The sequence below is a fragment of the Bradyrhizobium prioriisuperbiae genome (genome assembly GCF_032397745.1).
Lineage (GTDB): Bacteria > Pseudomonadota > Alphaproteobacteria > Rhizobiales > Xanthobacteraceae > Bradyrhizobium_A > Bradyrhizobium_A prioriisuperbiae.
Genome location: NZ_CP135921.1, coordinates 3,564,689 through 3,589,134, shown reverse-complemented (window position 1 = coordinate 3,589,134; position 24,446 = coordinate 3,564,689). Strand labels below are relative to the sequence as shown.

Sequence of the window (24,446 nt, the reverse complement as noted above, 5' to 3'; positions counted from 1 at the left end):
CTTGCTAAACGGAGAACTCTCCGGTACATATAAGCGGAGAACTGTCCACTTATAGGCATAAAGGTGTTTATATGCAATACATTAAGATCGGCCACAGCGGCCTTGAGGTTTCTCCCATCTGCGTCGGCTGCATGGGCTTCGGTGATCCTGCGAAGGGCCATCCGGCTTGGTCGCTCGATGAGGCCGCCAGCCGCGATCTGATCCGTCACGCCCTCGATGCCGGCATCAACTTCTTCGACACCGCCAACATGTACTCGAACGGCAATAGCGAGGAGACAGTCGGCAAGGTGCTCAAGGATTCCACCAATCGCGATAGCGTGGTGATCGCAACTAAACTCGCCGCCCCGACACGCAATGGCCCCAACGCCATCGGCTTGTCGCGTAAGGCGATCATGACGGAGGTTGACCACAGCCTGCGTCGTCTCGGCACCGACTACATCGACCTCTACCAAATCCACCGTCGCGATCAGTTGACGCCGTGGGAGGAGACGCTGGAAGCGCTCCACGATCTCGTGAAGATGGGGAAGGTGCGCTATCTTGGTGCTTCCTCGATGAAGGCGTGGGAGTTCGGTAAGGCACTGCATCTCCAAAAGACCAATGGTTGGTCGCGTTTCATTTCGATGCAGGATAACTACAACCTGCTCGCCCGCGAAGAAGAGAACGAGATGATCCCGCTCTGCTCCGACGAAGGTGTTCAGACGATGATCTACAGTCCGCTCGCGCGCGGCCGTCTGGCGCGGCCCTGGGGCGAAACCACCGCCCGCACACAAGCTGAAGCCGAAGGTGCCAGGCAAGAGTCGGCGACCGCAGATAGTGATCAGAAAATCGTCGATGCGGTGGCCGCCATTGCGGCGGACCGTCGCGTCAGCCAGGCGCAGGTCGCCTTGGCCTGGCTCCGCCGCAATCCTGTTGTCGCCGCGCCGATTGTCGGCGTGCTCAAAACCAAGCACATAGATGATGCGGTCGCTTCGCTGTCGATCACGTTGACCGATGATGAGACGAAGAAGCTGGAGGCGCCTTACACGCCACGCCGCGACTATCAGGGCATATCCACGCCGGCGCTGCTAGCCAAAGCCGCTGAAGCCGCGACCGGCTTCACGGCGGCGTCCGTGTCGAACCGTCAATTGCGCCGCTAAGCCAACGCGCTCCAAGCACGAGACAACGGGCTGTCGAACGAACAGCGCACTCAACGAGAGCGGCCCGGAATTGGGAGGATACAAAATTGGTTGCGGGGGCTCGCAACCAACGATTCTTGCGATTGCTTGAAAGGGCTATACCGAAGCTAGCTGCGTGACTGGACCCTGGGCCGAATGGAAAATGGCATATTTGGGATCAACATTTGGGCGCTCCTTGTATCGCTCTCGGGTGCGCTCCTGAAGCTTTTCGACGCCAGGTTTCCTCGCTGGCAAGCATGACAGCGCCCATCTTGGCGAAGGCGGGATTGCCGCCCACATGGTCCCCATGCAGGTGGGTATTGACGACGTATCGGATCGGAGCCGGGCTGAGCTTGCGGATCGCCGCTAAGACCTTGTCCGAGAGCGGGGCGTAGGACGAGTCGACCATGAGCACCCCGTCCGGGCCGACGAGGAGGCCGATGCGCCCTCCTGCTCCCTCCGGATGGATAGGGTCCGTGTCCGGCGATCCCGTGAGCACGTAGACGTTAGGTCCCAATTTCTGGGCGGTGAAGGAGGTCTTCGCATAGTCGATACCCTGTGCCTGGGCGGCGCAAGCGATCGATCCGGTGGCGATGATCGCGGCGAGTGCGGATATTGCTTTGATTGTCATGGAATCTACTCCTGTGACTGGGTTTTGGTGGGTTCAGCTGCTCGCGTTGAGGGCGGTGCGGCGGCGGCGGACATCCACGAACGGCTGGTTCGGGCGCTAGCCCTGAGCCGTCGTGGGGGTGGGCGGATGCAGCTTCGGCGACTTGGCGGAGAGGAACGGCTTCCAGACCGCGACGGGGATGTTGACCAAGAGCAGAGCGAAGACGATGACGCTGTAGAGGTCGGCCTGGGCGGCTGCCGGCTGGAATTGCGGAGCCAGTTGATTGTGGTCGGCGCTCCAATGGGCCCAGAGCTGGACTCTGGCAAAAGCAGGCGCCCCGAGTAGCGCGACGCCAAGGAAGGCGAAAAGATTGAGACCGACCTTGATCCTCACCCAGATCGGCGGCCGGCGGCCGTAACGCAGGAAGGACATCGCCACGCCCGTGGCGACCATGATCAGCAGCCCAAGCGGCCCAAGGCTCTTGTTGATGTCGCCCGCAAAATCTTGACCGAGCGCCAACACTTGCAGGCCACTGTGCGATGTCTGCCGGTCGATCACGATGACCGCCAAACGGCTGCCAATCAGCAGCGCGATACCGATAAAATGGATGGCAAGAGGGCTGCGGAAGATATTTCGCTTCACGGCGGCTGACATATCTACGCGGCCCTTTGCAGATGCTGTCGACAAACCTCGAGAATGCGATCCGAAAGCTCCGGGTCGTCGACCGCGCGCGCCAGCATCATCGCGCCCGCCATTGTCGCGAGCATGGCGAGCGCATCGTCTTCGGGTTCACGCCCACGGCGCTTCAGCAGGAGCCTAGCCACCCGAGCCCTGCTGCGCAGGACTGCATCGGTGAAAACCTTCCGAACGGCCTCACTCTGGCGGGGCATTTCGGACCCGAGGGCGGCGACCGCGCAGCCGTCTCCGGGATTTTCGCGATGCGCTGCGGAGAGGTATTCGCTAACATAGGCGTCAGCGTCGTCGATGGTGCCGACCTTGGCGCCGAAGCTCGCGAAAGCACGTCCGACGGCTTCGGCCAACAGCCGGTCCTTCGAGCCGAACTGACTGTACAGACTGCCATGGGTCAACCCCGCAGCCTCGCCGAGTGCATCCACGCCCACGCCCTGCACGCCCCGTTCGCGGAAGAGGCGGGACGCCTCATCGAGGATCCGCTCGCGGTTCTCCGCGGCCCTTTCCTTTGAAACCTTCATCTCGTCCGCTCCTTCGCTCTGGCCCCTTGAGGTATTGATAGCGGTCGCTATTTTCAATATATAAATTGCGATCGCTATCAAAAAATAGGAGCCTACCCATGTCCAGCTTGTCTCGACTCCGAAGGACGCAGTTGCTGAGCCTGATCGTTTCGGGCTTCGCGGCGGTTCTTCTCCTATCCTTGGTGCAGGCGCATGCGCCGACGCGCCTCATGGCCGGGGTGCTCGGGATCCATCTGCTCAGGGTCCTCGCGCTTTCCGCTATTGCCGCTCGTCGCAGAGGTTATCCCCTGTCGAATGGAGGCCTCGTGGAGATCGTCTGGCTCGATCTGCTGGGCGCAGCCATAGCGGCAGCGGCAATCGTGGCGCTGAGTTTTGGGAGCGCCGCAGGCCCTTGGCTGGCCGGGGCGGTCATCGTTGAAACATTGGTTGATATGGTCGTCATCGTGCGGCGGCGGCTCGAACCAATAACCGTCGCTCCAACGGGGCCTTTTTGGCTAGGTCCTGGCTTTCCTCGTGCCCATGATAATCGTCAGTTTGCCGGTTCTTGGCTGGCTTCTCACAACAAGGGCTGGCGCCTGATCGGCTGCGATCGGCCCAAACGAACCAGGGAGAATCCGTCTCATAGACAGCGGATCCACGCGACGAACTCCACGGGCGATGGACGCAGATTTCTCGTCACCGGCATAGTTATGATGGAGGCCGGCGGCACCTAAACCATGGCACATCCCGAGCTTTGGGCCGATCGCCCGTCCTTCCAGATCCCGTATTTGTAAAAATCGAAATCCAGGTTCGAGGTGCGATTCTGTATCATCGTATCATCGACAACATGGCCCATTTGATATCGGCAAGTACCTTGAATCAATCAGGACCGCGCGTCTCTTGACCGCTTCGAGATCGACTTACGTCTCGGACGTACTCTATAAGCGAAAGTCTCATAAGGGCCGATCTGCCGGGAATGTAGATCAGGTGTCTGATGCCTTAAGGCCGCGCCTCACGCAGTGGAAGAATGTTACGGGCTAATGCGAAGTAGCCGTCCGACTGCGCTTCAAAATGATAACTGCCACACTCCCTAAGAGAGCGCCTGAGGCCAAGAGTAAACGAAAGGTGATGGGCTCTGATAAGAGAACAGCTCCACCAAAGGCTGCGAGCGCGGGTACCAAAAGCTGGACGGTGGAGGCATGAGTGATGGTAAGTTTTCGCAATGCGGCGTACCAAACCGCATAGCCCAACCCCGACGCGATCGCTCCAGATGCAACGGCGAGCAAAAAGCCTTCAGTCGTAATGGAGAAGTCCTTCGAAAAGACTGCGTTAGCGATGAGCGCGAGCGGTACGCAACCGATAAAGCTTACGGCATTTGAATCGATTGGATCAACCTTACTCCTGCCCGAGAGAGAGAAGAGCGCCCAAGCCGTCCCCGACAAGATCATAAAAATGGCGCCTATCGGCTCGGGCGCCGACATTCCGGGTGAGACAAGATATGCCAACCCTATGATAGCAACGCCAAACGCGACCCAGGACGTTGTTGGAAGTCGCTCGCCTTGCCATAGGGCAAATCCAATCATGGTGACCTGAACAGAGCCGAAAAGGACGAGCGCTCCGACGCCGGTACTTATCCGAGTGTAGGCAAGCGAGAAAAAGATGATGTACGCGAAGAGTGAGACAATCGATGAGATGCAATGAGTATTGAAGCGTGGCAGTCGCCGCTGACTGAGAACGACCAGCATCGTTAAGATCGCCGCAGCCGCCGTAACGCGGACTGTGGCAAAGCTGGATGCGTCAATTAGGTTGGGCGCGAGTGCCAAGCGGCACAAGATCGAGTTCGCCGCAAAGCAGAAGAGCGCAACTACCGTCAGTGAACCTGTTGTAAGATCGAGCACGGTAACGCCCCCTCGCTAAGCGAGATATTCATAAAACGTGAATGGGATTGGATGATTGTCAGGAAGCGCGGTCGAGGCCGTTGCGCAGTGCGCTTTCGGCCGCAACCTCATACCCAGCATCCGCGTGTCTTATGATTCCAATGGCGGTATCGTTGTCCATGACTCGAGATAGTCGCGCCGAAGCATCTTCGGTGCCTGTCGCGATTGTCGTGACTCCGGCGGATTGTCCCCAGTTGCCAAGGCCATGTACGGCAACGAGATCCGCGCCCGATGCACAGTTGAGCAGCGCGTTCAGCAGCGGCCAATCGGAAATAGCGTCTGACCCGTCGGCCATATTTTCGGTTTCCCGATGCGGCAAGGATGCCGAGCCCGAATCCAGGTGATCACGCGTAAAAGCGACAGGAGCTTTCAAAGCTCCACGCTTGACTAACTCATTTACGGCCAAAGCGAGCCGCTTGCGTTCGCCATGTCCCAACCAGCCGATGCGCGCCGGCAAGCCTGTGAACTGGACATGGTCACGAGCAGTCCTGATCCAGCCGCAGAGCCGATGATCCGCCGGGAAAAGGTCCAGGGCCAGATCATCGATGAGACGAATGTCCGAAGGATCACCCGAAGCCGCAACCCATCGAAAGGGTCCGATGCCTTCGCAAAAAAGCGGTCTGATATAGAGCTCAATGAACGAGCCGAACTGGAAGGCGTCCGAGACACCGGCTTCAAGCGCATGCTTGCGCAGATTATTTCCATATTCGAACACAATCGAGCCCCTGCCCTTGAGCGTGAGCATGGCTTTGACATGCTTAGCGATCGTGAGCAGCGACTTCTGCTTAAGGTCGTGCGGGGCGGCTTCACGTAGCGCCTGGGCTTCAACGACGCTTAGACCTTCAGGAATATATCCACGAACCGGATCGCAGATGGTCTGATCGGTAACGATATCTGGCGTTACGCCCCTTGCAATCAGGTCAGTGAGCACGGTTGCGACGTTTCCGACAAGGCCAATGGAGATGCCCTGCTGCGAACCCCGCGCCTGATTTGCCCATTCGAGCGCCTCGTCAAGGTTGTATGAGATCCGCTCGCAGTAGCCTGTTGCAACGCGACGATTGATACGTTCCGGATCAGCCTCGACCACGACAATCGCAGCTCCGGCGAGCTTGCCCGCCAAAGGCTGCGCGCCGCTCATGCCGCCGCATCCACCGGTTACTATCAGTCGGCCCGCCAGGGTTCCGCCGAAATGACGCCGCGCAACTGCGCTGAACGTCTCAAAGGTACCTTGGAGAATTCCCTGGCTTCCGATGTATTGCCAGGCAGCCGCCGTCATTCCCGGCATAACTGTGAGGCCCTTAGCTTCCAGAGCGCGAAAATCATCGTCGCCGGCCCAAGCTCCAACCACGTTTCCGTTCGCCATGAGGACGAGAGGCGTCGTCCCCTGCGACGGAAACACACCGGCCGGCTTGCCCGATTGCATAACCAGAGTCTGGTCTTCCTCGAGCCGCATAAGGGCCGAGACGGCTCTATCAAAGCTCTCCCAATCGCGCGCTGCTTTTGCCCATGACATATAAATAACGAGGTCCGCCGGGTTTTCGGCATTCTCAAGATTATTCTCGAGGAGACGCAGGATGGTCTCCTGCCGCCAGCCTTTGCATCGCAGCTCAGTGCCGCGCATCGCAGTTATAGGCATGCGTCTGTTCGAACCCATCGGCCACCTGTTCGTCACGTTTGAGGGTTGGTTATGTCCAAAGCAATGTTCTCGTCCGCGTCGACGCGGCAAACCGTCTGGTACAGCGCGGCGCACCCAGCCTCTAACTGACCTTGACCGGTCCATTCTTCCGGACAGTGGCTCCTGCCGCCACGGCTGGGCACGAAGATCATGGCGACCGGAGCGATGTGTGCAAGAAACGCTGCGTCATGGCCGGCCCCGCTTGCCATCGTTAGGGTCGAAAGACCAAGATCTGTAGCTGCATCCACGAGATGGCCGCGCAGCCGCTTGTCGCATGCCGCAGGCCTGGATTCCGATAGTTTGAAAAACTGGTCGCGCCTGACATTGGCAGCAAGGGCGGCCTTTTGGCTGGCGAGATCGATGGCTTTCACAAAGTCTGCCAACGGACCTGGTTCTTCGCTCCTGGCCTCGATCACGATGCGTACTCGTGACGGCACCACGTTCGCCGCATTCGGCTCACACTGGATGACGCCTGTCGTTGCAATGAAGTAAGGACTTCCTGTCCGTCCTTCGGCTTCGCTTCGAACCGCAGTGATCGTTGCAGCGGCAGCAACTAGTGTGTCTCGCCGCAGACCAACCGGGGTGGTGCCGGCATGGTCGGCGTCTCCTGAAAAGATCACCTCTAGCCGAACAATACCCACGATCGAGGTGATGATCCCCAAATCCGTATGGGTGGCTTCAAGTACCTTCCCCTGTTCAATGTGAAGTTCGAGAAATGCCCTGATGTCCCGGCGGCTTGGGGTGTCGAGTTTGCGGGTGTCGCCGCCCATCCGCAGAATGGCATCACCAAGCGCTTCGCCGCCAGGCTCTTTGAGAGCCAGCATGGATGGTTGCAGTTGTCGGACCATCGCGCGGCTTCCAACGCAAGAGACGCCGTACTCGCTTGGCTCCTCACTGAGAAAATCCACCAGCTCAATCGAGCTGCGCGGTCGCATCCCGTGCTCCCGAAGCACGCGGACGACTTCAAGGCCGGTAAGGATACCGGCGATTCCGTCAAACCGCCCGCCGGAGGGAACGGTATCGCTATGCGATCCTATAAGAATGGTGCCAGCGCCAGGGTCCCTCCCCTCAAGGCGCCCGATCAAGTTGCCGCCTTCGTCGACGTGTGTTGAAAGGCCAGCCGCTTCGAAACGGCGGACAAGCCACGCGCGCCCTTCGAGAAACCGCGATGTGAAGCAGCGCCGTGTGTAGGGCTTGTCTGGGTCCGTCAATGCGGCGAAAGCCATCACGTCGCTCCAGAGGCGCTCACCGTCGACGCGAATATTCGTAGAAGCACTCACGAGCGTTTCACCACGATTCTAAGAGCCAGCCTGCTTCAAGGAGATGCCAGACCCGCGATGCGTTACCGCGTGGTTCCCTGAAGCCACCACGCGATCAAGGTTCATTGCAGATAGGCAAGAAGTGTTGCTCCAAGCGCTTTCTCGACCTTCGGAAACACGGCCGGATCAAGCGCTCCCTTGCCGACAGGCAAGTTGGATCGATGCGCGCTTATGATTGCGACTTCGCGGCCGACGGTCATCCTCGAAATTGCAATGGGGTCGCCGGTACGCAAATCCAGCGAGCCGACATGGTCCGGAAATGTCGCAACTCGTTGTCCGTCGCGATCCGCGAACATGAACTCGTTGTACACGCCCAGTGTTATATCGCTCGCACCTTGGCGAACCACCACGCGTCCGACATCGAAGCCGGCGTCATAGCTGACGTCATTTGAGACAACTTTGCCTGCGGCCAGAAGTTCGCCTTTGACGAAGTCGACGGTCTTCTGGACGCGACCGGCTCCCTTTGCGGACAGCATGGCATGACCAAGCTCGATCTGAAACGTAATCGCGCCTGCAGCGCCATTGGCGCGCACGAACGATGCCGTCATCGGCCCGCGCGCTGCCGCGATGAGGCCCCCGTTCAGTATCGAGGCCTGTCGCATCAGGCCGGAGGTCGACAGGATGTCGCCTTTCGCGACGACATTGATCGGACTGCCGTTCGTCTGGCCGCCACTCGAACAGACCTGAATGATCGGAATATCGGGACGCGAGGCGAGGCCCATGCCGCCCATCTCGACAGTGGGATGACCGCGCCCGTTTGCCGCAGCATCCACGTAGGGTATTCCCAAAGTTGCCGCCACGAGCCACGCGTTGATACCGGGCACGTGGCCACAGATAACCCCGGCGGGCTTTATGCCGATTTCGGCGGCCAGCCGATTTGCGGCTTCGGCGTAATCCCGCAAAGCCAGTCTTGGTTCAGCGTAGCCGGGGGCTCCCACGGAGGTCGACGTAATGATGATCGCGTCATCCGCGAGCTCATCGAGTGATACCAGTTCGACCTCCGCGAGGCCGAGCGCGAGCTGGCCAGCCAGGTCGTGGCGTTCAAGCATGCTATCGACACCGCTGCCGCCCGCTGACAGGAAAAGTCCGGAGATCAAGGCCGGCTGGAGGTCGGTCTCGCTTAGCTTTCGCTTCATGGTCTTTCTCCGAACGGGATTGGCGGGTGTGACTCTGGGGGCACAGATCAGGCGTGGTGCGCATCAGAAACGCCAAGATACGTGTCGAAAATGCTGGAATCGCTTTTGAGTTCGGCGGGCGAACCGGAGTACACGGTCCTGCCCGACGCAAGGACGCAAACATCATCCGCGACGTCAAGCGCGCGCCCCGTATTTTGTTCAACGAGCAGAATGGTGATGCCTTTCGCGCGAAGCTTGAGTAACGCTTCGAGACATATCTCGACATTCTTCGGCATGAGACCCAGGGACAACTCGTCGACCATGAGTAACTTGGGGTGGGCCATCAAGGCGCGTCCAATAGCCAGCATTTGCTGTTCGCCTCCGGACATCAGGCCGGACTTTTGGTTGCGCCGTTCCGCCAGTCGCGGAAAAAGTTCGAACACCTCATCCATCGTCTGCTTTTCGAGCGACGTCGGATAGGAATAGCCGCCGACAACAAGATTCTCGCGAACGGTCAGGTCGCGAAAGAGCAATCGGCCCTCAGGAACGATTGTGATGCCGAGGCGAGCGCGCTTGACAGCCGGCAGTCGTACGAGATCCTCGCCCATCCAGCTTATCTGGCCTGCCTGAACAGTGACGTGACCCATGATCGCCATGATAAGGGAGGTCTTGCCAGCGCCGTTTGGGCCAAGGAGTGCCGTCAGCTTTCCCTCTTCCATTTTCAGGGAAAAGCCCTCGACGGCGCGAATTCGGCCGTAACCGCACGAGACATTCGTAAGCTCAAGCATGCACGTCCCTTGTTTCCCCGATATAGGCGTCTCTCACTTCCGGCAGATTGATCACGACGTCGCTCGGTCCCTCAGCGAGGATGCTTCCCCGGTTGAGAACCGCGAGGCGGCTCGAAATCCGCAGGATTTCGGCAAGGTTGTGCTCGACCAGGACGATGGTAAGGCCGCCTTTGTTGAGTTCGACGATGGTGCGGGCCAGGGCCGAAGCTTCGCGCTGGTTCAGGCCAGCCAAAGGCTCGTCGAGAAAAATGATCTCAGGATCCAGCGCCAGAGCGCGCGCAACCTCGAGACGCTTCAATTGTCCGAGCGGCAGCTCGGTGGGATTGCGATCGCGTACGTCGGCAAGACCGAGACGGTCAAGTATCGCCAGGGCAATCTTGAGTTCGTGTTCTCTGCGGAACTCAAACAGGGACCTCAAAGCTGAAGCGGTGCGCCGCTTCCCGGCCGCGAGCGTGACATTCTCAATGACGCTTAATCGCGCGAACGGGCGAACGATCTGGTGTGTGCGCACCAAGCCTGCGCGTACCCGCTGGTCGGTCGGGAGACCGGTGATGTCTAATCCTCGCAGCCGTATGCAACCTCGCTGGGGACGCAAGACGCCCGTGAGCAGATTGATGAATGTGGTTTTTCCGGCACCGTTGGGGCCGATCAGTCCAAGCAGCTCGCCCTTTTCGACCGAAAGGCTCGCGCCGTCCACGGCGTTGATGCCACCGAACGCGATCCGGAGGTCGGTTGCTTGCAAGAGGCTCATGTCCGGGCACCGCGCAAGCGAAACAATGATGTGGCAAGGCCGGACAATCCACTCGGACCGAACATCATAACGACAATCAGAAGCACCCCGTAAAGCAGAAGCCGGTAATCGCCCGCGAACCGGAAGATTTCCGGGAACAGTGTGAGAAGGATTGCTCCACAAATGACTCCAAAGGTTGATCCGATACCGCCGACTACAACCATGCAAAGAGCAAGCACCGAGACGCCAAACCCAAACGTATCGGGCACAATGAAGCGGACAAAATTGGTGTACAAGCCGCCGGCGAACCCGGCCAGGGCGGTCCCGATGCCGAAGGCGACAAGCTTGTACCGTCCGACATTGATGCCGATCGCGCGAGCCGCATCATCGTCCGAAGCAACGGCCTGAAATGCGAAGCCGGTCCAATTGCGGCCGAGATAAAAGCTGAAGGCGGCCGTTAGGGCCGCGGTTGCGAGAACAAGGACCGCGTCGCCGCCCTCGCCGAATCCGGATGCGGGGATGCCGGAAAGTCCAAGTTCCCCGCCAACGACCGACAGCTTGCGCACAACACCAAGAAAGAGGAAGCCGACAGCCATCGTCGTGATGGCCAGAAAGTCGTCTTTTACGCGTAGCGAGGCAAGGCCGACTGCAACGCCGACCGTCCCCGCAATGATCGCGCTCAACAGCAACGCGAAAAGAAGCGGAACACCAGCGAGGAGAAGCAGCGCCGTGGCATACGCGCCAATCCCGTAGAACGCTGCATGGCCGAGGCTCACCTGGCCGCAGAAGCCGGTAATGATGTTGAGGCTCAAAGCGAGGATGATGTTGATGCCTGCGATTGTCACCAAACCTACGATATAGCTGCTCATGCGCCGCCCTTTACGCCAAGGCCCTGCGGGCGGATCATGAGAATGACAATCAGCACGATTGCAGCGATCGCATCTCGATCCAGATAGTCGCCGACAGCGACGGTGCCGAATGATTCTGCGACGCCCAGCAACAGGCTCGCGATGAGCGCGCCTCGTGTGCTTCCGAGCCCACCAAGCACGATGATGGCCAAAGCCTTGTAGCTGACCACCGCGCCAAAGGATGGCTCGACGAAATTGTTCAGCAGTGCGACCAGCACGCCCGCGATGCCCGCGATCGCAGAGCCAATTGCGAAATTCGTGTAGCGCACAGTGAGGACGTTCACGCCGAAGCTTGTGGCCATCCGCGGATTCGCTTCGGTGGCGCGCCAGGCGATGCCGATCCGGGTTCTTTCAAGAAAGATGTACAAAAGCCCCAGGAGAACGGCCGTCGTAAGAACGAGCGCTATCTGCGTCTCGTTGAGAACAATTCCGAAGATATTCTTTGTTGCGAGCGAGTACGGGTTGTAGCGAAAAGGGATACCGTTTTCACCAAACGCAATGCGGAAACCATCTTCCATGATCAGGAGCACGCCCAGCGACGCGATAAGTGCGACGAAGGGGGGATGCTTCAGAAGAGGCTGATAGATGAGCCTGTAGATCAGAATACCGACAAGCACGCTCAGCAGAATGGCAGCCGGAAACGCAAGCCAGAGGGAACCCGTGGCATTGGCGACAACGATTCCAATGAATGCACCCAACGTAAATATCGCAGCGTGCGCGATGTGCAGAATTCGGAGAAGCCCGTAGACCATCGTAAGACCCATGGCCATGAGGGCATACATGCATCCATTGATGATGCCGGTCACAAGGAGGTCGATATAGTACAAGTCAGATCCTCGAGATCGTTGCCGCAAGGTAGGGTACCGGCCGCGGATGTACGCGTGATGGGGAACGGAGGAGCTGCTCAATGGAAAGCCCCTCCGTTCAAATCGTCTCTAGTTGAATGCGCCTTCGCTAATGTCTGAGAAGTAGATGAACTTTCCATCCTTGATGACGATCACCGGCATCGACATCACGATTTCGCGCTGGCCATCGAAACTGCTGAGCTTGCCATGCATCGCCGGGAAATCCCTGGTCGCAGCAAGGGCGTCGCGTACTTTTGCCGGATCGATGCTGCCGGCGCGCTTGATCGCGTCGGCGGCGAGGGTGATCGCCGTGTAGACGGATGCGGCTGTGCTCTCGGCGTCGTCCCCGTGACGAGCCTTCAACTCCGCCATGAAGGACTTAAAGGACGCCGACGAGTTGTCGCGGTTGAGGGCGTTGACGATGTAGACGCCTTCCGCCGCGGGCCCTGCAATATCGATGAACGTTTGTGAGTCGAACGCCTGGGCGGCGACAATGGGGACGGTCACGCCGGCGGCGCGCAGCTGCGCAACCAGCGGGCCGCCCGTGAAGGCGTAGCCCGTGACATACAGCGCATCGGGGTTGTCGCGCTTCACGCCGGCAACAATGGATCCAAACTGACGATCCTTCGGGGAATAGGTGTACTCGTTCAGGACTTCAAGGCCGAGCTTGGAAGCTGCGGGCTTGAAGCCCGCAAGAAGCGAGACACCGAAGTCATTGTTGATGCTGACGACCGATATGCGCTTGGCCTTCAGCTTATCGGCGAGGAAGGACGCGGCTGCTCGTCCTTGCGGAGGCGCCAGCTGGAACGTACGGAATACGTAGTCGCCAGCCTTCGTCACATCGGGATGCACGGCATAGGCGGCAATATACGGAATGTGAGCTTCTTGAAAAACAGTGGCCGCAGCACGCGTCGGCTCGGAATAGCTCCCCGAAATGGCGAACTGCGTATGATCTTCGCCGATCATCTTCTTCGCGAGAACGACGGCCTGGGAACCCTGCGCCTGATCGTCGTAAACCTTCAGCGCAATCTTTTCGCCGAGTACACCACCCGCCTTGTTGAGGTCGTCCACGGCGATCTCGGCCGCGATGCGGGCGGACTTGCCGTCTGCAGCAGCGAAACCCGTCAAAGGTGCGAGCAGGCCAAACTTGATCTCATCGGCCGCTGCGGGCCACGCTCCCGAGGAACTCGCCAACGTCACCAGCGCAGCACTGCATGCATAGAGAAGCTTCATTGCTTCGATTCCCTCTGTGGCCAAATGTTAGACAGTTGAAGTCAGCTAACGGAATCGCTAATGAGGCAGAGGGATTGCGGTAATATAGTGGGTTCACCGCCCCGCTAAGTCAAACCCCGTCCTGCAACACGTGTCGCGGGGAACAGAGTGTCTTAGCGATGTCACATGTTAAAATATCATTGAGTGACGCAAGGCATAAATTTTGCTGAAGCCGTTAGATCAGGCCGCGCATTGACACATTTGCCTCGTTGACGCGCTTCATCAGTAGCTCCAAGAAGCGGTTCACATTCTCCGAGGGCGTAGAGCCTGCACGCCGAATAAGCGACAGGCAACGATTGATCTCGGGCTCGATGATATTATTGACCTGAATTTTGTTGGCCTTTGCTCGCTTATGGATGGCACTGATTGGAAGGATTGTGGCCCAATCGTCAGAGTCCACCAAGTTTAGCGTCATGGCCATCGAGTCCACCTCGAAAAGTGGCACCAAACTGAGCCCCGCCTCATTGAAGGCGCGGTCAATGAGGCCCCGCAATCCATGCCTTACCGACGGCAATATGAGCCTCAAATGCCGGATATCCGCCGCTTTCACGGGCCCCGGCGGAAGCACGCCCAGGCGAGGATTTGTTATGACGACCATGGAATCGCGCGCGAGGGGGGTGACGATCAGTCCGGATTGTCTTGCTTCCGTGTCCACAACGGCAAAGTCGAGGAGCGCCTGAACGGTCCATCGACGCAAGCTTTCATTGAATCCTTCCGTGAGCCGCAGGTTGCAACCGTTTGAAAGCTGCATCCAGTCGGAAATTGTTCCAGACACAGTTTGAGCAAGAAGGCTCTCGTCATCGAGCACGGGTAGCACACCAAATCGTATCGGTGGCAATTCCCTGAGCCCGATCTCACGAATTTGAAGTCGTGCTTCCGCGAGGTCGGATAAGACAGGTTCGCACAATCGTCGCAGCGCTATTGCGCGCTTGGTTGGCGCAACGCCGTGCGCGGTACGGACAAACAGTGCATGCCCGATGGCGCGTTCGAGCTTTTTTAGGGTGTTGCTGAGAGCGGGCTGCGACACCCCGAGATCGGCCGCGGCCCGGCTGATATTTCCCCGATCATAGGCAATATCGAACGTCCGCAGTTCGCGGAGCGACAAGGGATCATCCCCGTCGCCGTTTGCGGGCCCGGTTCGCCTTCCAGGTCTCGTCAGACGTTCTGGCGCCGTGTGAGACCGCGTCCGCGCCCAGTCGAGCGCCGCGCGCAGTTCATCACTGAACAATTCTGTGATCGCGCCGATCAGAAGTCGGTCCGCATTACCGACCCGCTTGATCCGCCACACCATGCCACCGGTTTGCGAGCCAACATAGGAAAGTTGGAAACGCTGCTGGAAGGCAAATCCGGGAATGCAACTCAGCGGCATGATGACGGCTGTGGCCGGATTGGAAAACAGCGTCTCCAACTGGTCTATGGCGATGTCCTCGGAGGCAACGGAGATGCCGGCAGACTTCGCGAAGTCGCCGCCAAGTGCTGCGATTGACGGCGGGAACTTGGGCATCACGAAACGCAACTGTCCCGCAAATCTCTCCAAGTCGGTTACCGCAAGCTTCCCCGCAGTTAATGCACTTTCGCCGCGCCTCGAAATGAGACCCCAATCGTCGCGCACCTCGAGCGGGTCGAACATGTCCCGGCTATCCCGCGCCTCTGCTACAGCGCCCACCTCGTCGTTCGTCGATACCGGGCCGCCGAGAAAGTCGATCAATCTTAGCTTAACGTGCGGATGTCTCTTTCCCAACGCATACGCAACGGTCTGCAATGCGCCAGCCAGCAAACTCCCGCGCGGGGCAACAGGCGCGGCCAATGCAATTCTTACAGGGTCCTCATCCAACGATGAGCGGATGTATCGCGAGATGAACTCGACCTCGGCTATGATGTCGCGCGCCAGCCGATAAAGGTGTTCGCCTGCCGGCGTCGGCACGACGCCGGAATGTGTCCGCTTGCACAATCCGGCGCCAAGCTCATGTTCCAGCTTGCTAATTTGCATGCTGATATTGGATTGAACCGTCCCAAGTTGTTCGCCGGCAGACGCGATATTTCCGTAATCACACGCTTTCAGAAAGTAGGTCAGCTGCCGGATTTCCATTGGGTCTCCAAAATCCAAGCGCCTTCTTGAGCGCGGCAGGGCGGAGTTCAATGATAGTTATGCCATCCATCGCAAGCAAGTATTGGTGCGGCGGCTCCCGGACCGCGATGATCACGCATCGATCTATCGCCCGGCGGAGATTAAAGTGGCGCGTAACATTAAGGCTCAACGCGGAAACGAATTGCGTTGCCGGGGATGGCGGCAGGAGACCATCCTGCGCATGCTGGAGAACAATCTCGAGAATGCGGAGATCCCGGACGCTCTCATCGTCTACACGGGCGCCCGCGCGACGCGAGACTGGGAGTCCTACGACCGGATCGTGGAGTCTCTGAAGTCGCTGGCCGACGACGAAACCTTGATCATCCAATCAGGCAAACCGATCTTCCGCCACCGTACGCACGAACGCGCCCCCCGCGTAGTGATGGCGAACGGCAACGTTCTCGGCCGCTGGGCGGATGATCGGAATTATTATGAATTGCAGCGCAAAGGATTGACATTCTACCCCGGAATGACCGCTGCCGCTTGGCAATATATCGGGAGCCAAGGGATCATCCAGGGCACGTACCAGTCCTTCATGGGGGCCGGGGAGCAGAATTTCGGCGGTGATCTGGCCGGTCGTGTCATCTTGACCGCAGGATGCGGCGGCATGGGAGGGGCGCAGCCGCTCGCCGGTAAGCTTGCGGGTGCCGCCATCCTTTGCGTTGACCCGAACGCTCAGAATATCCGTCGGCGCGTGGATATCGGCTATTGCGATCGAATGACCGAAAGCGTCGATGAGGCCATCCGGCTGATCGAAGAGGCGCGACGTTCCAAGGCTGCTCTTTCGGTCGGCCTGGTCGGAAATGCCGCCGATACCCATCCCTTTCTGCTGGCGCGCGGCTTTCAGCCGGACGTCGTTACCGACCAGGTCAACACCGACCCGTACCGGGGATACATCCCGAGTGGCATGACCCCGGATGAAGCCTTCCAAGCCATGCAGACGGATCCGGAGGGGACGGCCAAGCGCGGTCTGGAATCGCTCGTGAAGCAAGTTGAGGCCATGCTGGAATTCAAGCGCCGCGGAGCGATCGTATTTGAATACGGAAATGACTTGCGCGAGCGGGCTGCCAACGCCGGCCTCACGGAGGCGTTGGAAATGGGGAGCTTCATCACGCTCTTCATCCGCCCGCTCTTCTGCGAGGGCAAGGGCCCGTTCCGGTGGCTAGCTGCCACAGGCAATAGCAAAGACATCGCACATGTCGACGAATTGGTGAGGCGAACATTCCCCGAGAATAAGGCCATTAGCCGCTGGATCTCGCTCGCGCAGAAATACATGCCCACGGAAGGGTTGCCTGCGCGCATCGGTTGGCTCGGCTACGGCGAGCGCAGCAAGCTCGCACGATTGGTGAATGCGGCGGTCGCCAATGGTGAGCTGTCCGGCCCTATCGCGTTCACGCGCGATCATCTCGACTCCGGTTCGGTCGCGTATCCGTTACGTGAGACCGAACACATGCCGGACGGCAGCGACTTTATCTCCGACTGGCCTATTCTTAACGCGCTGCTCGCGTGTTCGGGGGGGGCGGATCTTGTCGCCGTTCATTCGCACGGCAATCGTTGGCAAAGCGCCGGGCAAACGGTCGTCGCCGATGGCAGCAAGCTTGCCGAAGCCCGCATCACGGCGGTGATGGACGGCGACACGGCAATGGGCATCGTTCGTCACGCGGAGGCCGGCGTCGAAAAGGCGCGTGAAACGCGTACGGGTCACGGACTGAAGCCCTAGGGAGGTCGTCCCGATGTATGCTCCTGCAGGCCAAGAGATTGGACGACGTCTCACCCGCGACGATGTTGAGGCCGCAGTTCTTGGCGGCCTGCTTTTATCGGCTGGCGGTAGCGGTGGCTCTGGAATCGCGCGTAATCGCTTTATCGGCGAAATGGCGCTCGCCTATAGCGGCGTGAGGCTGGTGCAAGCCGAAGAGCTCTCTGCGGAGGATCTGGCCATCGTCACGAGCGGCATCGGAGCGCCGGCTTCGTCGAAGCCGCGCACCGAGCCGCGTCATGCGGTGGAAAGCGCGCGCCTCCTGATTCAAGACGCAAAGTGCTATGTGGCGGCCGTCATGCCCGCTCACGTTCCCGGCATGAATGCCTGGCTTGTTGCTTCAGTGCTGGGTTTAGGCCTTCTCGATGCGGCGACGAATGGGCGTGGGCACCCGACGCCGAAGTTAGGGGCTATGGGGCTTGCCTCAAGCCCCGATGTCGCGCTCACGCAGGCCGCCGTTGGGGGAGGTCAGGGAGAACCGCCTCTCTCCCTGCTCGCGCGCGGCAATCTTTCAGCGACGTCGGAGATCATGCGTAACGCCGCGGTGTCCAACGGCGGCCTCATCCTGGCGAGCCGGGGGCCTTTCGCGGTCGATTGGATACGCCAACGAGGTGCGGCGGGAGCGCTCAGCTTTCAGATCGATCTCGGGCGCACGATCGTTGATGCAGCGTCCTCATCGAAGCCCGTGCTCGATGCCGTCGCGCATTTTCTGAAGGGCGATATTTTGGCCCTTGGGCGTGTCAAGGCAAACAGCGTCGCCTTTGACGGCGCTTTCGATGTTGGCCATATCGATATCGACGGAGGACGCATCGTTCGTCTCGGCGTGTGCAACGAGTACATGTACGCGGATGGCGTTGATGGTCGCGCGCATACGTTTCCTGACCTCATCGCGACGGTCGATCCCAAGACCGGAATTGCGCTCGAAGTGTCCGAACTGCGCGAAGGCGTCGATGTTGCCGTCGTTGCAGCACGCAAGGAAACGTTTCCATTGGGATCGGGGGTTCTGGATCCCGCGGCCTATGACGAGATCGAACAGGCCATGAATGTTGATCTCAAGAGCTACGCGCTTCACGAGACACCAACTGCAACTTCCAAAGCGAGGGTTTGAAAATGATTAAGCTTTACGACAGCAGGCTTTCCGGAAACTCCTGGAAGGTAAGAATTCTGCTCGGTAACCTTGGCATTCCCCTCAAGCGTGTTACGTTCGCGCTGCCCGAAGGCAAGACCTATTTGCCAGAGTTCCTCGCCAAGAACCCGCAGGGCAAAATTCCCGTCGTCGAGCTCGACAACGGGGAGACCCTCTTTGAGTCGAACGCCATCCTGATGTATTTCGCGACCGGCACTCCGTTCTTACCGGAGGACAAGCTTTGCAGGGCGCGCGTTGCGCAGTGGATGTTCTTTGAGCAAGCCGAGGTGATGCTGAACTTGGCGCATCCCCGCTTCTTCATCGGCATCAAGAAGGCGAAGGAAGCCAACATCGAACTCATCAAGCAACGCTGGGAAGCCGGCTACAAGTCGCTCCAGATCATGGACGACCATCTGGCCAAGACAAAGTTCTTCGTCGACGGCAAGTATTCGATCGCGGACATCGCGCTCTATCCTTATGCGAGCGTGGCGCACGAAGGCGAGTTCGACATGAAGCACTTCCCGAACGTCCTGGCCTGGTTCGAGCGCGTTCGCGAGCAGCCCGGATACAAGCCGTTGTTCGAAGATTGATCCCACACGGATCCCGCATCTCGCATTACGCTTCATCTCGAAGGTGATGCGGCTGCGGCTGGTCCCAATATGAGCCAGTCATGTCCGGCACAGATCTCCCGTCAAAGGAAACGCTGACAACCTCTCACTGGGGTACCTACTATGTCAGCGAGGCTGGCGGCCGTATCCAAAAGGTGCGGCCGTGGGAGAAGGATCCCGACCCTTCTCCTATCGGCCGATCTTTCGTCGGCGCGGTGGACGGGCAGCTCCGTGTGGGCCGTCCGTCGATCCGGCAAGGCTGGCTCGAGGGGCGTGGGTTGTCTCCCCGAGGGCGCCGCGGCGCCGACTCGTTTGTCCATGTTTCCTGGAATGAGGCGCTCGACCTCGTCGCTTCGGAGCTCGAGCGGGTCATTTCAACGCACGGCAACACCTCGATCTTCGGCGGCTCGTATGGCTGGGCGAGCGCCGGTCGCTTTCATCACGCCCAAAGCCAGATACACCGCTTCCTCGGTCTCATCGGCGGCTATACCAATTCGGCGCTGACCTACTCATCGGCAGCCGGGGAAGTCATTCTTCCTCATATCATTGGAAGTATGGACGGCCTCGTCGGTCAACATTCGACGTGGGATGGTATTGCCGAAGAAGGGCGACTGGTCGTCGCGTTCGGCGGGCTGCCACGACGCAACGCTCAGGTGCAGGCCGGAGGGCTCGGCCAGCACGAAGCGTTCGGCGCCATCAAGCGAGCTTCCGCGCGCGGCGTCCGGTTCGTCACTTTGTCCCCCACGAGGGAGGATTGTCCCGAAGCGGCTGGTTGCGAATGGGTACCATTGCGGCCGGGAACCGATGTTGCGGTCATGCTCGGCATGGCTCACGTGCTGATTTCGGAGAATTTGCACGATTCCGCGTTCCTCCAGACCCATTGCGTTGGCTTCGATATGGTCCGCAATTACGTGCTGGGACATTCAGACGGCGTGGCAAAGACACCCAACTGGGCAGGCTCTCTTTCCGGTCTCGACCCCGAGCGCATTTCATCGCTGGCAAGGGCGATGGCCGCCGCGCGCACCATGATTATGGTGAACTGGGCCATCCAGCGTGCAGATTACGGCGAGCAGCCTTACTGGATGGCCGTGACGTTGGCGGCGTTGCTCGGCCAGATCGGACTGAAGGGCGGAGGGTTTGGCTTCGGTTACTCCTGCACCAACGGAGCGGGACGCCCGGATATGGGCTTTCGCTGGCCGTCCCTTCCGCAGGGACAAAATCCAGTCAGAACATTCATCCCCGTGGCGCGCATCGCCGATATGCTACTCAATCCAGGGCAACAATTCGAGTTCAACGGTCAATCACTGACCTATCCCCATATCCGCTTGATCTATTGGGCTGGCGGCAATCCTTTTCATCACCATCAGGATTTGAATCGTCTGGTCGAGGCCTGGCAACGTCCCGACACGATCATCGTGAACGAGCCTTACTGGACCGCCGCCGCAAAACACGCGGACATCGTACTGCCGGTTACCACCACGCTCGAACGCAACGATCTGGCGTTTGCAAACAGAGAAAACCTGATCGTTGCCATGAAGCAGGTCATCGCGCCCGTGGGCGAGGCTCGTGATGATTTCGCAATCTTCTCTGGCCTGGCGACGCGCCTTGGAAACGAACAGTCCTTTACACAGGGACGCACGGCTTTCGCGTGGATTGAAGCGATGTATGCCGAGGCAAAGGAAAATGCCGCGGCCCGCGCTATCGAGCTCCCTCCCTTCGCGGAGTTTTGGGAGAAGGGCTATGCCGAAGTCAAACGAGCGATCAACTCGCACACACTTCTGGAAGCATTCCGCGAGTATCCCGAACACCAGCCTTTGCGAACGCCCTCTGGCCGGATCGAACTGTTCTCCGAGAAAATCGCATCCTTTGGCTACGATGATTGCCCGGGGCATGCGGCCTGGTTCGAGCCAAAGGAATGGCTCGGCAGTTCGATGGCCGATCACTATCCGTTACACCTTTTGTCGCCGCAGCCGGCTGACAAGCTTCACAGCCAATACGATCACGGCTCGGTAAGCCGCAACGGTAAGGTCGCAGGACGTGCTCCGTTGAGGATGCATCCCAGTGACGCTGCCGAGAGAGGACTGAAGAGCGGCGACATCGCGAAGGTCTTTAACGAACGCGGGGCGTGTCTTGCTGGTGTCGTCCTGACCGACGCCTTGCTGCCACGCGTTGTCCAACTGCCCACCGGAGCCTGGTTCGACCCCTCCGACCCAAACGTCCCTGCATCAATCGAGAAACATGGCAACCCCAACGTTCTGACCCCAGACCGCGGATCCTCGCGCTTAGCTCAGGGGCCAAGCTGCAATTCGACGCTCGTACAGGTGGTGCGATTCGACCGAGCTTCGCCAGAAATAACGGCATTTCAACCACCGGCGATTTCGCCAAATCCCCTCGAAAACGGAACAATCCCATGAGTGATTTCGATCTGGTCGTAACCGGGCGTGTGGTCCTGGCAGACCGCGTCCTTGATAAGGGTTACGTGGCTATTCGGGGAGGGGTGGTCGAGCGCGTCGGATCTGGTGCGGCGCCATCAGCAACCGATCGGCAAGATTTCGGCAATGCCTACGTCATGCCCGGCGCTATCGACGCCCAGGTTCATTCGAAGTCGCAGCTCAATCAAGAAGACTTCGTCTGGTCCACACGAGCTGCCGCGGCCGGCGGCGTCACCACTGTCGTCGATATGCCCTACGATGCCGGTTTCCTCGTCTGCACGGGCGACCGGGTACGTCAAAAAATCGCGGAAGCCGGCGCTCAAGCGCGCGTCGACTACGCGCTCTATGGGACGATTGCGCCAGAAGACGGTGCGAAGCATATCGCGGCAATGGTGGAAGCGGGCGCATGCGCCTTCAAGTTCTCCACGTTCAACACGGACTCAAAGCGTTTTCCGCGCATTGCGCCGCAGGTCCTGTACGAGTGTTTTGTCGAGATCGGCAAGCATGGGCTCGCCGCGGGCGTTCACAACGAAAATGACGAAATGGTGCGAGCCGCGATCGCGGCCGTCGAGGCGTCCGGAATCACGGACTACCGCGCCCATGGCCTGTCGCGTCCCCCTGTGACGGAAACCCTCGCGATGGCGGAGGTCTACGAGCTTGGCGCACAGGCCGGTTGTTCCGCCCATGTTGTGCATTGCTCTGTCGGGCGTGGGTACGACCTCTGCGAGGGTTACCGCCGGCAGGGATTCGACGCGACTGTCGAAGCCTGCATTCACTATCTGACGCTTGATGAGGAAAACGACGTCGCCCGGCTCGTCGGCAAGGCGAAAATCAATCCGCCAATCCGCCCGCGTGCCGAAGTCGAGGCGCTCTGGCGGCATCTGGCTGGCGGCAACATTACTGTCGTGTCAACCGATCATGTATCCTGGTCGGAGGATCGCAAGAACGATCCCAACATGCTGAAGAACTCCTCCGGCGCGCCTGGGCTCGAAGTTTTGTACGCACTGCTGATGAAAGGATTGACCGAGCGGAATCTTGACGTCAGTCACGCCGCCAGGCTGCTCGCGGCCAACCCCGCCCGCCTCTTCCGCATCGGCCATCGTAAGGGCGCGATCGAACCCGGCCGGGACGCGGACCTCGTGGTCATGGCGCACGACCCTCGCCGTTATGATCCTTCCGCCTCAGGCCACAATTATGTGACCTGGAGCCCTTACGAAGGAATGGAGCTGCCCTATCGCCCGGTCGCGACATATTTACGCGGGAGAGCCATTTTCGACGGCAAGACCGTTAAGTCCGAGGCGGGCGAAGGCCGCTTCGTCAGGCCGAGCCCAGCGTCGCCACATCCTATGTAGATCATCAAGATTCACGAATTGAATATGCGGACGAAGCTGCTCTGATCAACCGGTAACAAGGCGGATCGGATGTCAGACAAGCCGGTGATCTATTTTATCAATGGTCCCAACGCGAACCTGTACGGGCTGGATGCAGCCGGAACATACGGACCTGACAGCTTCGCGACACTTGAAAACAGGTGTCAGGAAGCCGCGCAAAAGGTCGGACTGCAGCTGAAATTTCTGCAGTCCAACCATGAAGGCAAGATCGTTGACTGGATCCAGGAGGCACGAGGCCGCGCCGCGGCTATCGCAATCAATGCGACCGGACTGACCTATACTTCGGTCTCCATTCTCGGCGCTCTTGCTGCGTTTTCAGGCCCCATCATTGAAGTGCATATGGGCAATATCTGGAAACGCGAGGCCTTTCGCCATCATTCCTACGTGTCGCGGGTGGCGACAGGTGTCATCGCCGGCCTCGGCGTTCTTGGTTACGAAGCCGCGATAACGATCATTTCCCAACTCGTTGAGCGGGCGTGATGGCAACGCAATTGATGGTCTTCCATAGCGAATACCACCGGTACGAGGACTGGAGGGCGGCGCTGGAAGGCGAAGTGCCGGATCTAAAAGTCATTCTGACAGGCGATGTGCCCGATCCGGCGCTGGTCAAGTATACGCTGACGGGGAGTCCGCCCCCGCAGTTTTTCGATCAGTTTGAGAACCTTGAGCTTGCTATCAATCTGGGAGCCGGTGTCGATCACCTGTTGGGACGCACGGATCTTGTCCATAGGCCGATTACACGGCTATCGGATCCCGGTATGGTCCGCATGATGGTCAGCTACGTGACATTTGCGGTGCTGCGTTATGCCCGCGACATGCCCGAAATTGAAAGCCAACAAAAGCGTCGCCAATGGAAGTTTATCCATCAGCGCGACGCGGGATCATTCAAGGTTGGCTTCATGGGGCTAGGCGAATTGGGTGGCGCGTCGGCACTTGAAGTCGCAAGACATGGCTTCGACGTGCGCGGCTGGTCGCGAAGCGGGAAGCAGCTGCCAGGGGTCACTTGCAGCCACGGCATGAACACGCTCGATGCGTTTCTGCCGGAGCTCGATGCTTTGGTCATGCTCTTGCCGCTCACCGCCACAACGCGGAAGATTCTCGATCATCGCCGTTTAAGGCTGCTCAAGCGTGGCGCGAAAATCATCAATCCCGGTCGAGGCGGTCTGATCGACGAAGCGGCTCTGATCGAGGAACTTCGAAGCGGACATGTTGGCGGTGCGACACTCGACACATTCGAGGTCGAGCCGCTTGGCGAAGAGAGTCCACTCTGGGACATGCCAAATGTCTTGATCACGCCGCATCTGGCGGCGCGACCTCATCCGAAAGAGGCGGCTCGGCAGATCGCTGACAACATCGATCGTCTGCGAAACGGAAGGCCCGCTTCTTTCAGTGTCGATCCCGCAAAGGGCTATTGAAGGTCGTGCCGCTCTTGGGAATGATGGGCGTTCAGAACACAGGGGGC

General features: G+C 59.3%; 22 protein-coding genes. 9 read left to right on the top strand and 13 right to left on the bottom strand.

All coding sequences use genetic code 11. The annotated features are described in order from the left end of the window. Positions 1-71 precede the first annotated feature (71 nt). Complete coding sequence (locus RS897_RS16890; protein WP_315837656.1) at positions 72-1,136, top strand: aldo/keto reductase; 1,065 nt, start codon at positions 72-74, stop codon at positions 1,134-1,136. Positions 1,137-1,332: 196 nt separating this feature from the next. Here the strand turns inward: RS897_RS16890 and RS897_RS16885 are convergent, their stop codons facing one another. The 3 genes from RS897_RS16885 to RS897_RS16875 all read right to left on the bottom strand — a co-directional run bounded on the left by RS897_RS16885 (position 1,333) and on the right by RS897_RS16875 (position 2,975). Further along, entirely contained in the window at positions 1,333-1,785 is a 453-nt protein-coding gene (locus tag RS897_RS16885) for an MBL fold metallo-hydrolase (protein WP_315837655.1), read from the bottom strand. Positions 1,786-1,881: 96 nt separating this feature from the next. Continuing rightward, complete coding sequence (locus tag RS897_RS16880; RefSeq protein WP_315837654.1) at positions 1,882-2,418, bottom strand: hypothetical protein; 537 nt, start codon at positions 2,416-2,418, stop codon at positions 1,882-1,884. Positions 2,419-2,420: 2 nt separating this feature from the next. Continuing rightward, positions 2,421-2,975, bottom strand: coding sequence for a TetR/AcrR family transcriptional regulator (locus RS897_RS16875; RefSeq protein ID WP_315837653.1), 555 nt, complete (start codon positions 2,973-2,975; stop codon positions 2,421-2,423). 98 nt (positions 2,976-3,073) lie between these two features. On the opposite strand from RS897_RS16875, the gene RS897_RS16870 reads away from it, so the two are divergent. Then, complete coding sequence (locus RS897_RS16870) at positions 3,074-3,688, top strand: hypothetical protein (protein ID WP_315837652.1); 615 nt, start codon at positions 3,074-3,076, stop codon at positions 3,686-3,688. 303 nt (positions 3,689-3,991) lie between these two features. Here RS897_RS16870 and RS897_RS16865 read toward each other — a convergent pair whose 3' ends face one another. The 10 genes from RS897_RS16865 to RS897_RS16820 all read right to left on the bottom strand — a co-directional run bounded on the left by RS897_RS16865 (position 3,992) and on the right by RS897_RS16820 (position 15,632). Beyond that, positions 3,992-4,852, bottom strand: coding sequence for a DMT family transporter (locus tag RS897_RS16865; protein ID WP_315837651.1), 861 nt, complete (start codon positions 4,850-4,852; stop codon positions 3,992-3,994). 58 nt (positions 4,853-4,910) lie between these two features. Beyond that, complete coding sequence (locus tag RS897_RS16860) at positions 4,911-6,527, bottom strand: S-methyl thiourocanate hydratase (protein WP_315837650.1); 1,617 nt, start codon at positions 6,525-6,527, stop codon at positions 4,911-4,913. Between the two features lie 32 nt (positions 6,528-6,559). Next, complete coding sequence (locus RS897_RS16855) at positions 6,560-7,846, bottom strand: Zn-dependent hydrolase (protein WP_315837649.1); 1,287 nt, start codon at positions 7,844-7,846, stop codon at positions 6,560-6,562. Between the two features lie 101 nt (positions 7,847-7,947). Next, on the bottom strand, positions 7,948-9,021 hold the full coding sequence (locus RS897_RS16850) for an S-methyl thiohydantoin desulfurase (RefSeq protein ID WP_315837648.1): 1,074 nt from the start codon (positions 9,019-9,021) through the stop codon (positions 7,948-7,950). Positions 9,022-9,068: 47 nt separating this feature from the next. Next, positions 9,069-9,788 (bottom strand): ABC transporter ATP-binding protein, encoded by a 720-nt coding sequence (locus tag RS897_RS16845; RefSeq protein WP_315837647.1) that lies wholly within the window; start codon positions 9,786-9,788, stop codon positions 9,069-9,071. Continuing rightward, positions 9,781-10,539 (bottom strand): ABC transporter ATP-binding protein, encoded by a 759-nt coding sequence (locus RS897_RS16840; RefSeq protein WP_315837646.1) that lies wholly within the window; start codon positions 10,537-10,539, stop codon positions 9,781-9,783. Before RS897_RS16840 ends, RS897_RS16845 begins: the two co-directional genes overlap by 8 nt. Continuing rightward, complete coding sequence (locus tag RS897_RS16835; RefSeq protein ID WP_315837645.1) at positions 10,536-11,387, bottom strand: branched-chain amino acid ABC transporter permease; 852 nt, start codon at positions 11,385-11,387, stop codon at positions 10,536-10,538. The genes RS897_RS16840 and RS897_RS16835 overlap by 4 nt, the downstream gene beginning before the upstream one ends. Continuing rightward, positions 11,384-12,253 carry a branched-chain amino acid ABC transporter permease gene (locus RS897_RS16830; protein ID WP_315837644.1) on the bottom strand — a complete coding sequence of 290 codons (870 nt, stop codon included), beginning with the start codon at positions 12,251-12,253 and terminating at the stop codon, positions 11,384-11,386. Before RS897_RS16830 ends, RS897_RS16835 begins: the two co-directional genes overlap by 4 nt. Positions 12,254-12,361: 108 nt before the next feature. Next, a complete protein-coding gene (locus RS897_RS16825; protein ID WP_315837643.1) occupies positions 12,362-13,504 on the bottom strand; it encodes an ABC transporter substrate-binding protein in 1,143 nt (380 codons plus the stop codon). Between the two features lie 214 nt (positions 13,505-13,718). Further along, complete coding sequence (locus RS897_RS16820) at positions 13,719-15,632, bottom strand: LysR family transcriptional regulator (protein WP_315837642.1); 1,914 nt, start codon at positions 15,630-15,632, stop codon at positions 13,719-13,721. 145 nt (positions 15,633-15,777) lie between these two features. Here RS897_RS16820 and RS897_RS16815 point away from each other — a divergent pair, with 145 nt between their 5' ends. The 7 genes from RS897_RS16815 (at position 15,778) to RS897_RS16785 (ending at position 24,399) form a co-directional block, all read left to right on the top strand. Continuing rightward, positions 15,778-17,391 (top strand): S-methyl thiourocanate hydratase, encoded by a 1,614-nt coding sequence (locus tag RS897_RS16815; RefSeq protein ID WP_315837641.1) that lies wholly within the window; start codon positions 15,778-15,780, stop codon positions 17,389-17,391. A 13-nt stretch (positions 17,392-17,404) separates the two neighbouring features. Beyond that, a complete protein-coding gene (locus RS897_RS16810; protein ID WP_315837640.1) occupies positions 17,405-18,535 on the top strand; it encodes an S-methyl thiohydantoin desulfurase in 1,131 nt (376 codons plus the stop codon). 2 nt (positions 18,536-18,537) lie between these two features. Next, the gene (locus tag RS897_RS16805) at positions 18,538-19,143 is read left to right on the top strand and encodes a glutathione S-transferase family protein (protein WP_315838665.1); all 606 of its coding nucleotides are present in this window, start codon (positions 18,538-18,540) and stop codon (positions 19,141-19,143) included. A gap of 80 nt (positions 19,144-19,223) precedes the next feature. Continuing rightward, on the top strand, positions 19,224-21,575 hold the full coding sequence (locus RS897_RS16800) for a molybdopterin guanine dinucleotide-containing S/N-oxide reductase (protein WP_315837639.1): 2,352 nt from the start codon (positions 19,224-19,226) through the stop codon (positions 21,573-21,575). Then, on the top strand, positions 21,572-22,945 hold the full coding sequence (locus RS897_RS16795) for a dihydroorotase (protein ID WP_315837638.1): 1,374 nt from the start codon (positions 21,572-21,574) through the stop codon (positions 22,943-22,945). The genes RS897_RS16800 and RS897_RS16795 overlap by 4 nt, the downstream gene beginning before the upstream one ends. 69 nt (positions 22,946-23,014) lie before the next feature. After that, positions 23,015-23,464, top strand: a complete 450-nt coding sequence (locus tag RS897_RS16790; RefSeq protein ID WP_315837637.1) for a type II 3-dehydroquinate dehydratase — start codon at positions 23,015-23,017, stop codon at positions 23,462-23,464. Further along, the gene (locus RS897_RS16785) at positions 23,464-24,399 is read left to right on the top strand and encodes a 2-hydroxyacid dehydrogenase (RefSeq protein ID WP_315837636.1); all 936 of its coding nucleotides are present in this window, start codon (positions 23,464-23,466) and stop codon (positions 24,397-24,399) included. Before RS897_RS16790 ends, RS897_RS16785 begins: the two co-directional genes overlap by 1 nt. The last annotated feature ends 47 nt before the right edge of the window (positions 24,400-24,446 follow it).

Excerpts from the sequence above, each read along its gene's own strand:
- RS897_RS16890 (WP_315837656.1), top strand. The coding sequence starts at position 72 with ATGCAATACATTAAGATCGGCCACAGCGGCCTTGAGGTTTCTCCCATC.
- RS897_RS16885 (WP_315837655.1), bottom strand. The coding sequence starts at position 1,785 with ATGACAATCAAAGCAATATCCGCACTCGCCGCGATCATCGCCACCGGA.
- RS897_RS16880 (WP_315837654.1), bottom strand. The coding sequence starts at position 2,418 with ATGTCAGCCGCCGTGAAGCGAAATATCTTCCGCAGCCCTCTTGCCATC.
- RS897_RS16875 (WP_315837653.1), bottom strand. The coding sequence starts at position 2,975 with ATGAAGGTTTCAAAGGAAAGGGCCGCGGAGAACCGCGAGCGGATCCTC.
- RS897_RS16870 (WP_315837652.1), top strand. The coding sequence starts at position 3,074 with ATGTCCAGCTTGTCTCGACTCCGAAGGACGCAGTTGCTGAGCCTGATC.
- RS897_RS16860 (WP_315837650.1), bottom strand. The coding sequence starts at position 6,527 with ATGCCTATAACTGCGATGCGCGGCACTGAGCTGCGATGCAAAGGCTGG.
- RS897_RS16850 (WP_315837648.1), bottom strand. The coding sequence starts at position 9,021 with ATGAAGCGAAAGCTAAGCGAGACCGACCTCCAGCCGGCCTTGATCTCC.
- RS897_RS16845 (WP_315837647.1), bottom strand. The coding sequence starts at position 9,788 with ATGCTTGAGCTTACGAATGTCTCGTGCGGTTACGGCCGAATTCGCGCC.
- RS897_RS16840 (WP_315837646.1), bottom strand. The coding sequence starts at position 10,539 with ATGAGCCTCTTGCAAGCAACCGACCTCCGGATCGCGTTCGGTGGCATC.
- RS897_RS16835 (WP_315837645.1), bottom strand. The coding sequence starts at position 11,387 with ATGAGCAGCTATATCGTAGGTTTGGTGACAATCGCAGGCATCAACATC.
- RS897_RS16825 (WP_315837643.1), bottom strand. The coding sequence starts at position 13,504 with ATGAAGCTTCTCTATGCATGCAGTGCTGCGCTGGTGACGTTGGCGAGT.
- RS897_RS16820 (WP_315837642.1), bottom strand. The coding sequence starts at position 15,632 with ATGGAAATCCGGCAGCTGACCTACTTTCTGAAAGCGTGTGATTACGGA.
- RS897_RS16810 (WP_315837640.1), top strand. The coding sequence starts at position 17,405 with ATGTATGCTCCTGCAGGCCAAGAGATTGGACGACGTCTCACCCGCGAC.
- RS897_RS16805 (WP_315838665.1), top strand. The coding sequence starts at position 18,538 with ATGATTAAGCTTTACGACAGCAGGCTTTCCGGAAACTCCTGGAAGGTA.
- RS897_RS16800 (WP_315837639.1), top strand. The coding sequence starts at position 19,224 with ATGTCCGGCACAGATCTCCCGTCAAAGGAAACGCTGACAACCTCTCAC.
- RS897_RS16795 (WP_315837638.1), top strand. The coding sequence starts at position 21,572 with ATGAGTGATTTCGATCTGGTCGTAACCGGGCGTGTGGTCCTGGCAGAC.
- RS897_RS16790 (WP_315837637.1), top strand. The coding sequence starts at position 23,015 with ATGTCAGACAAGCCGGTGATCTATTTTATCAATGGTCCCAACGCGAAC.
- RS897_RS16785 (WP_315837636.1), top strand. The coding sequence starts at position 23,464 with ATGGCAACGCAATTGATGGTCTTCCATAGCGAATACCACCGGTACGAG.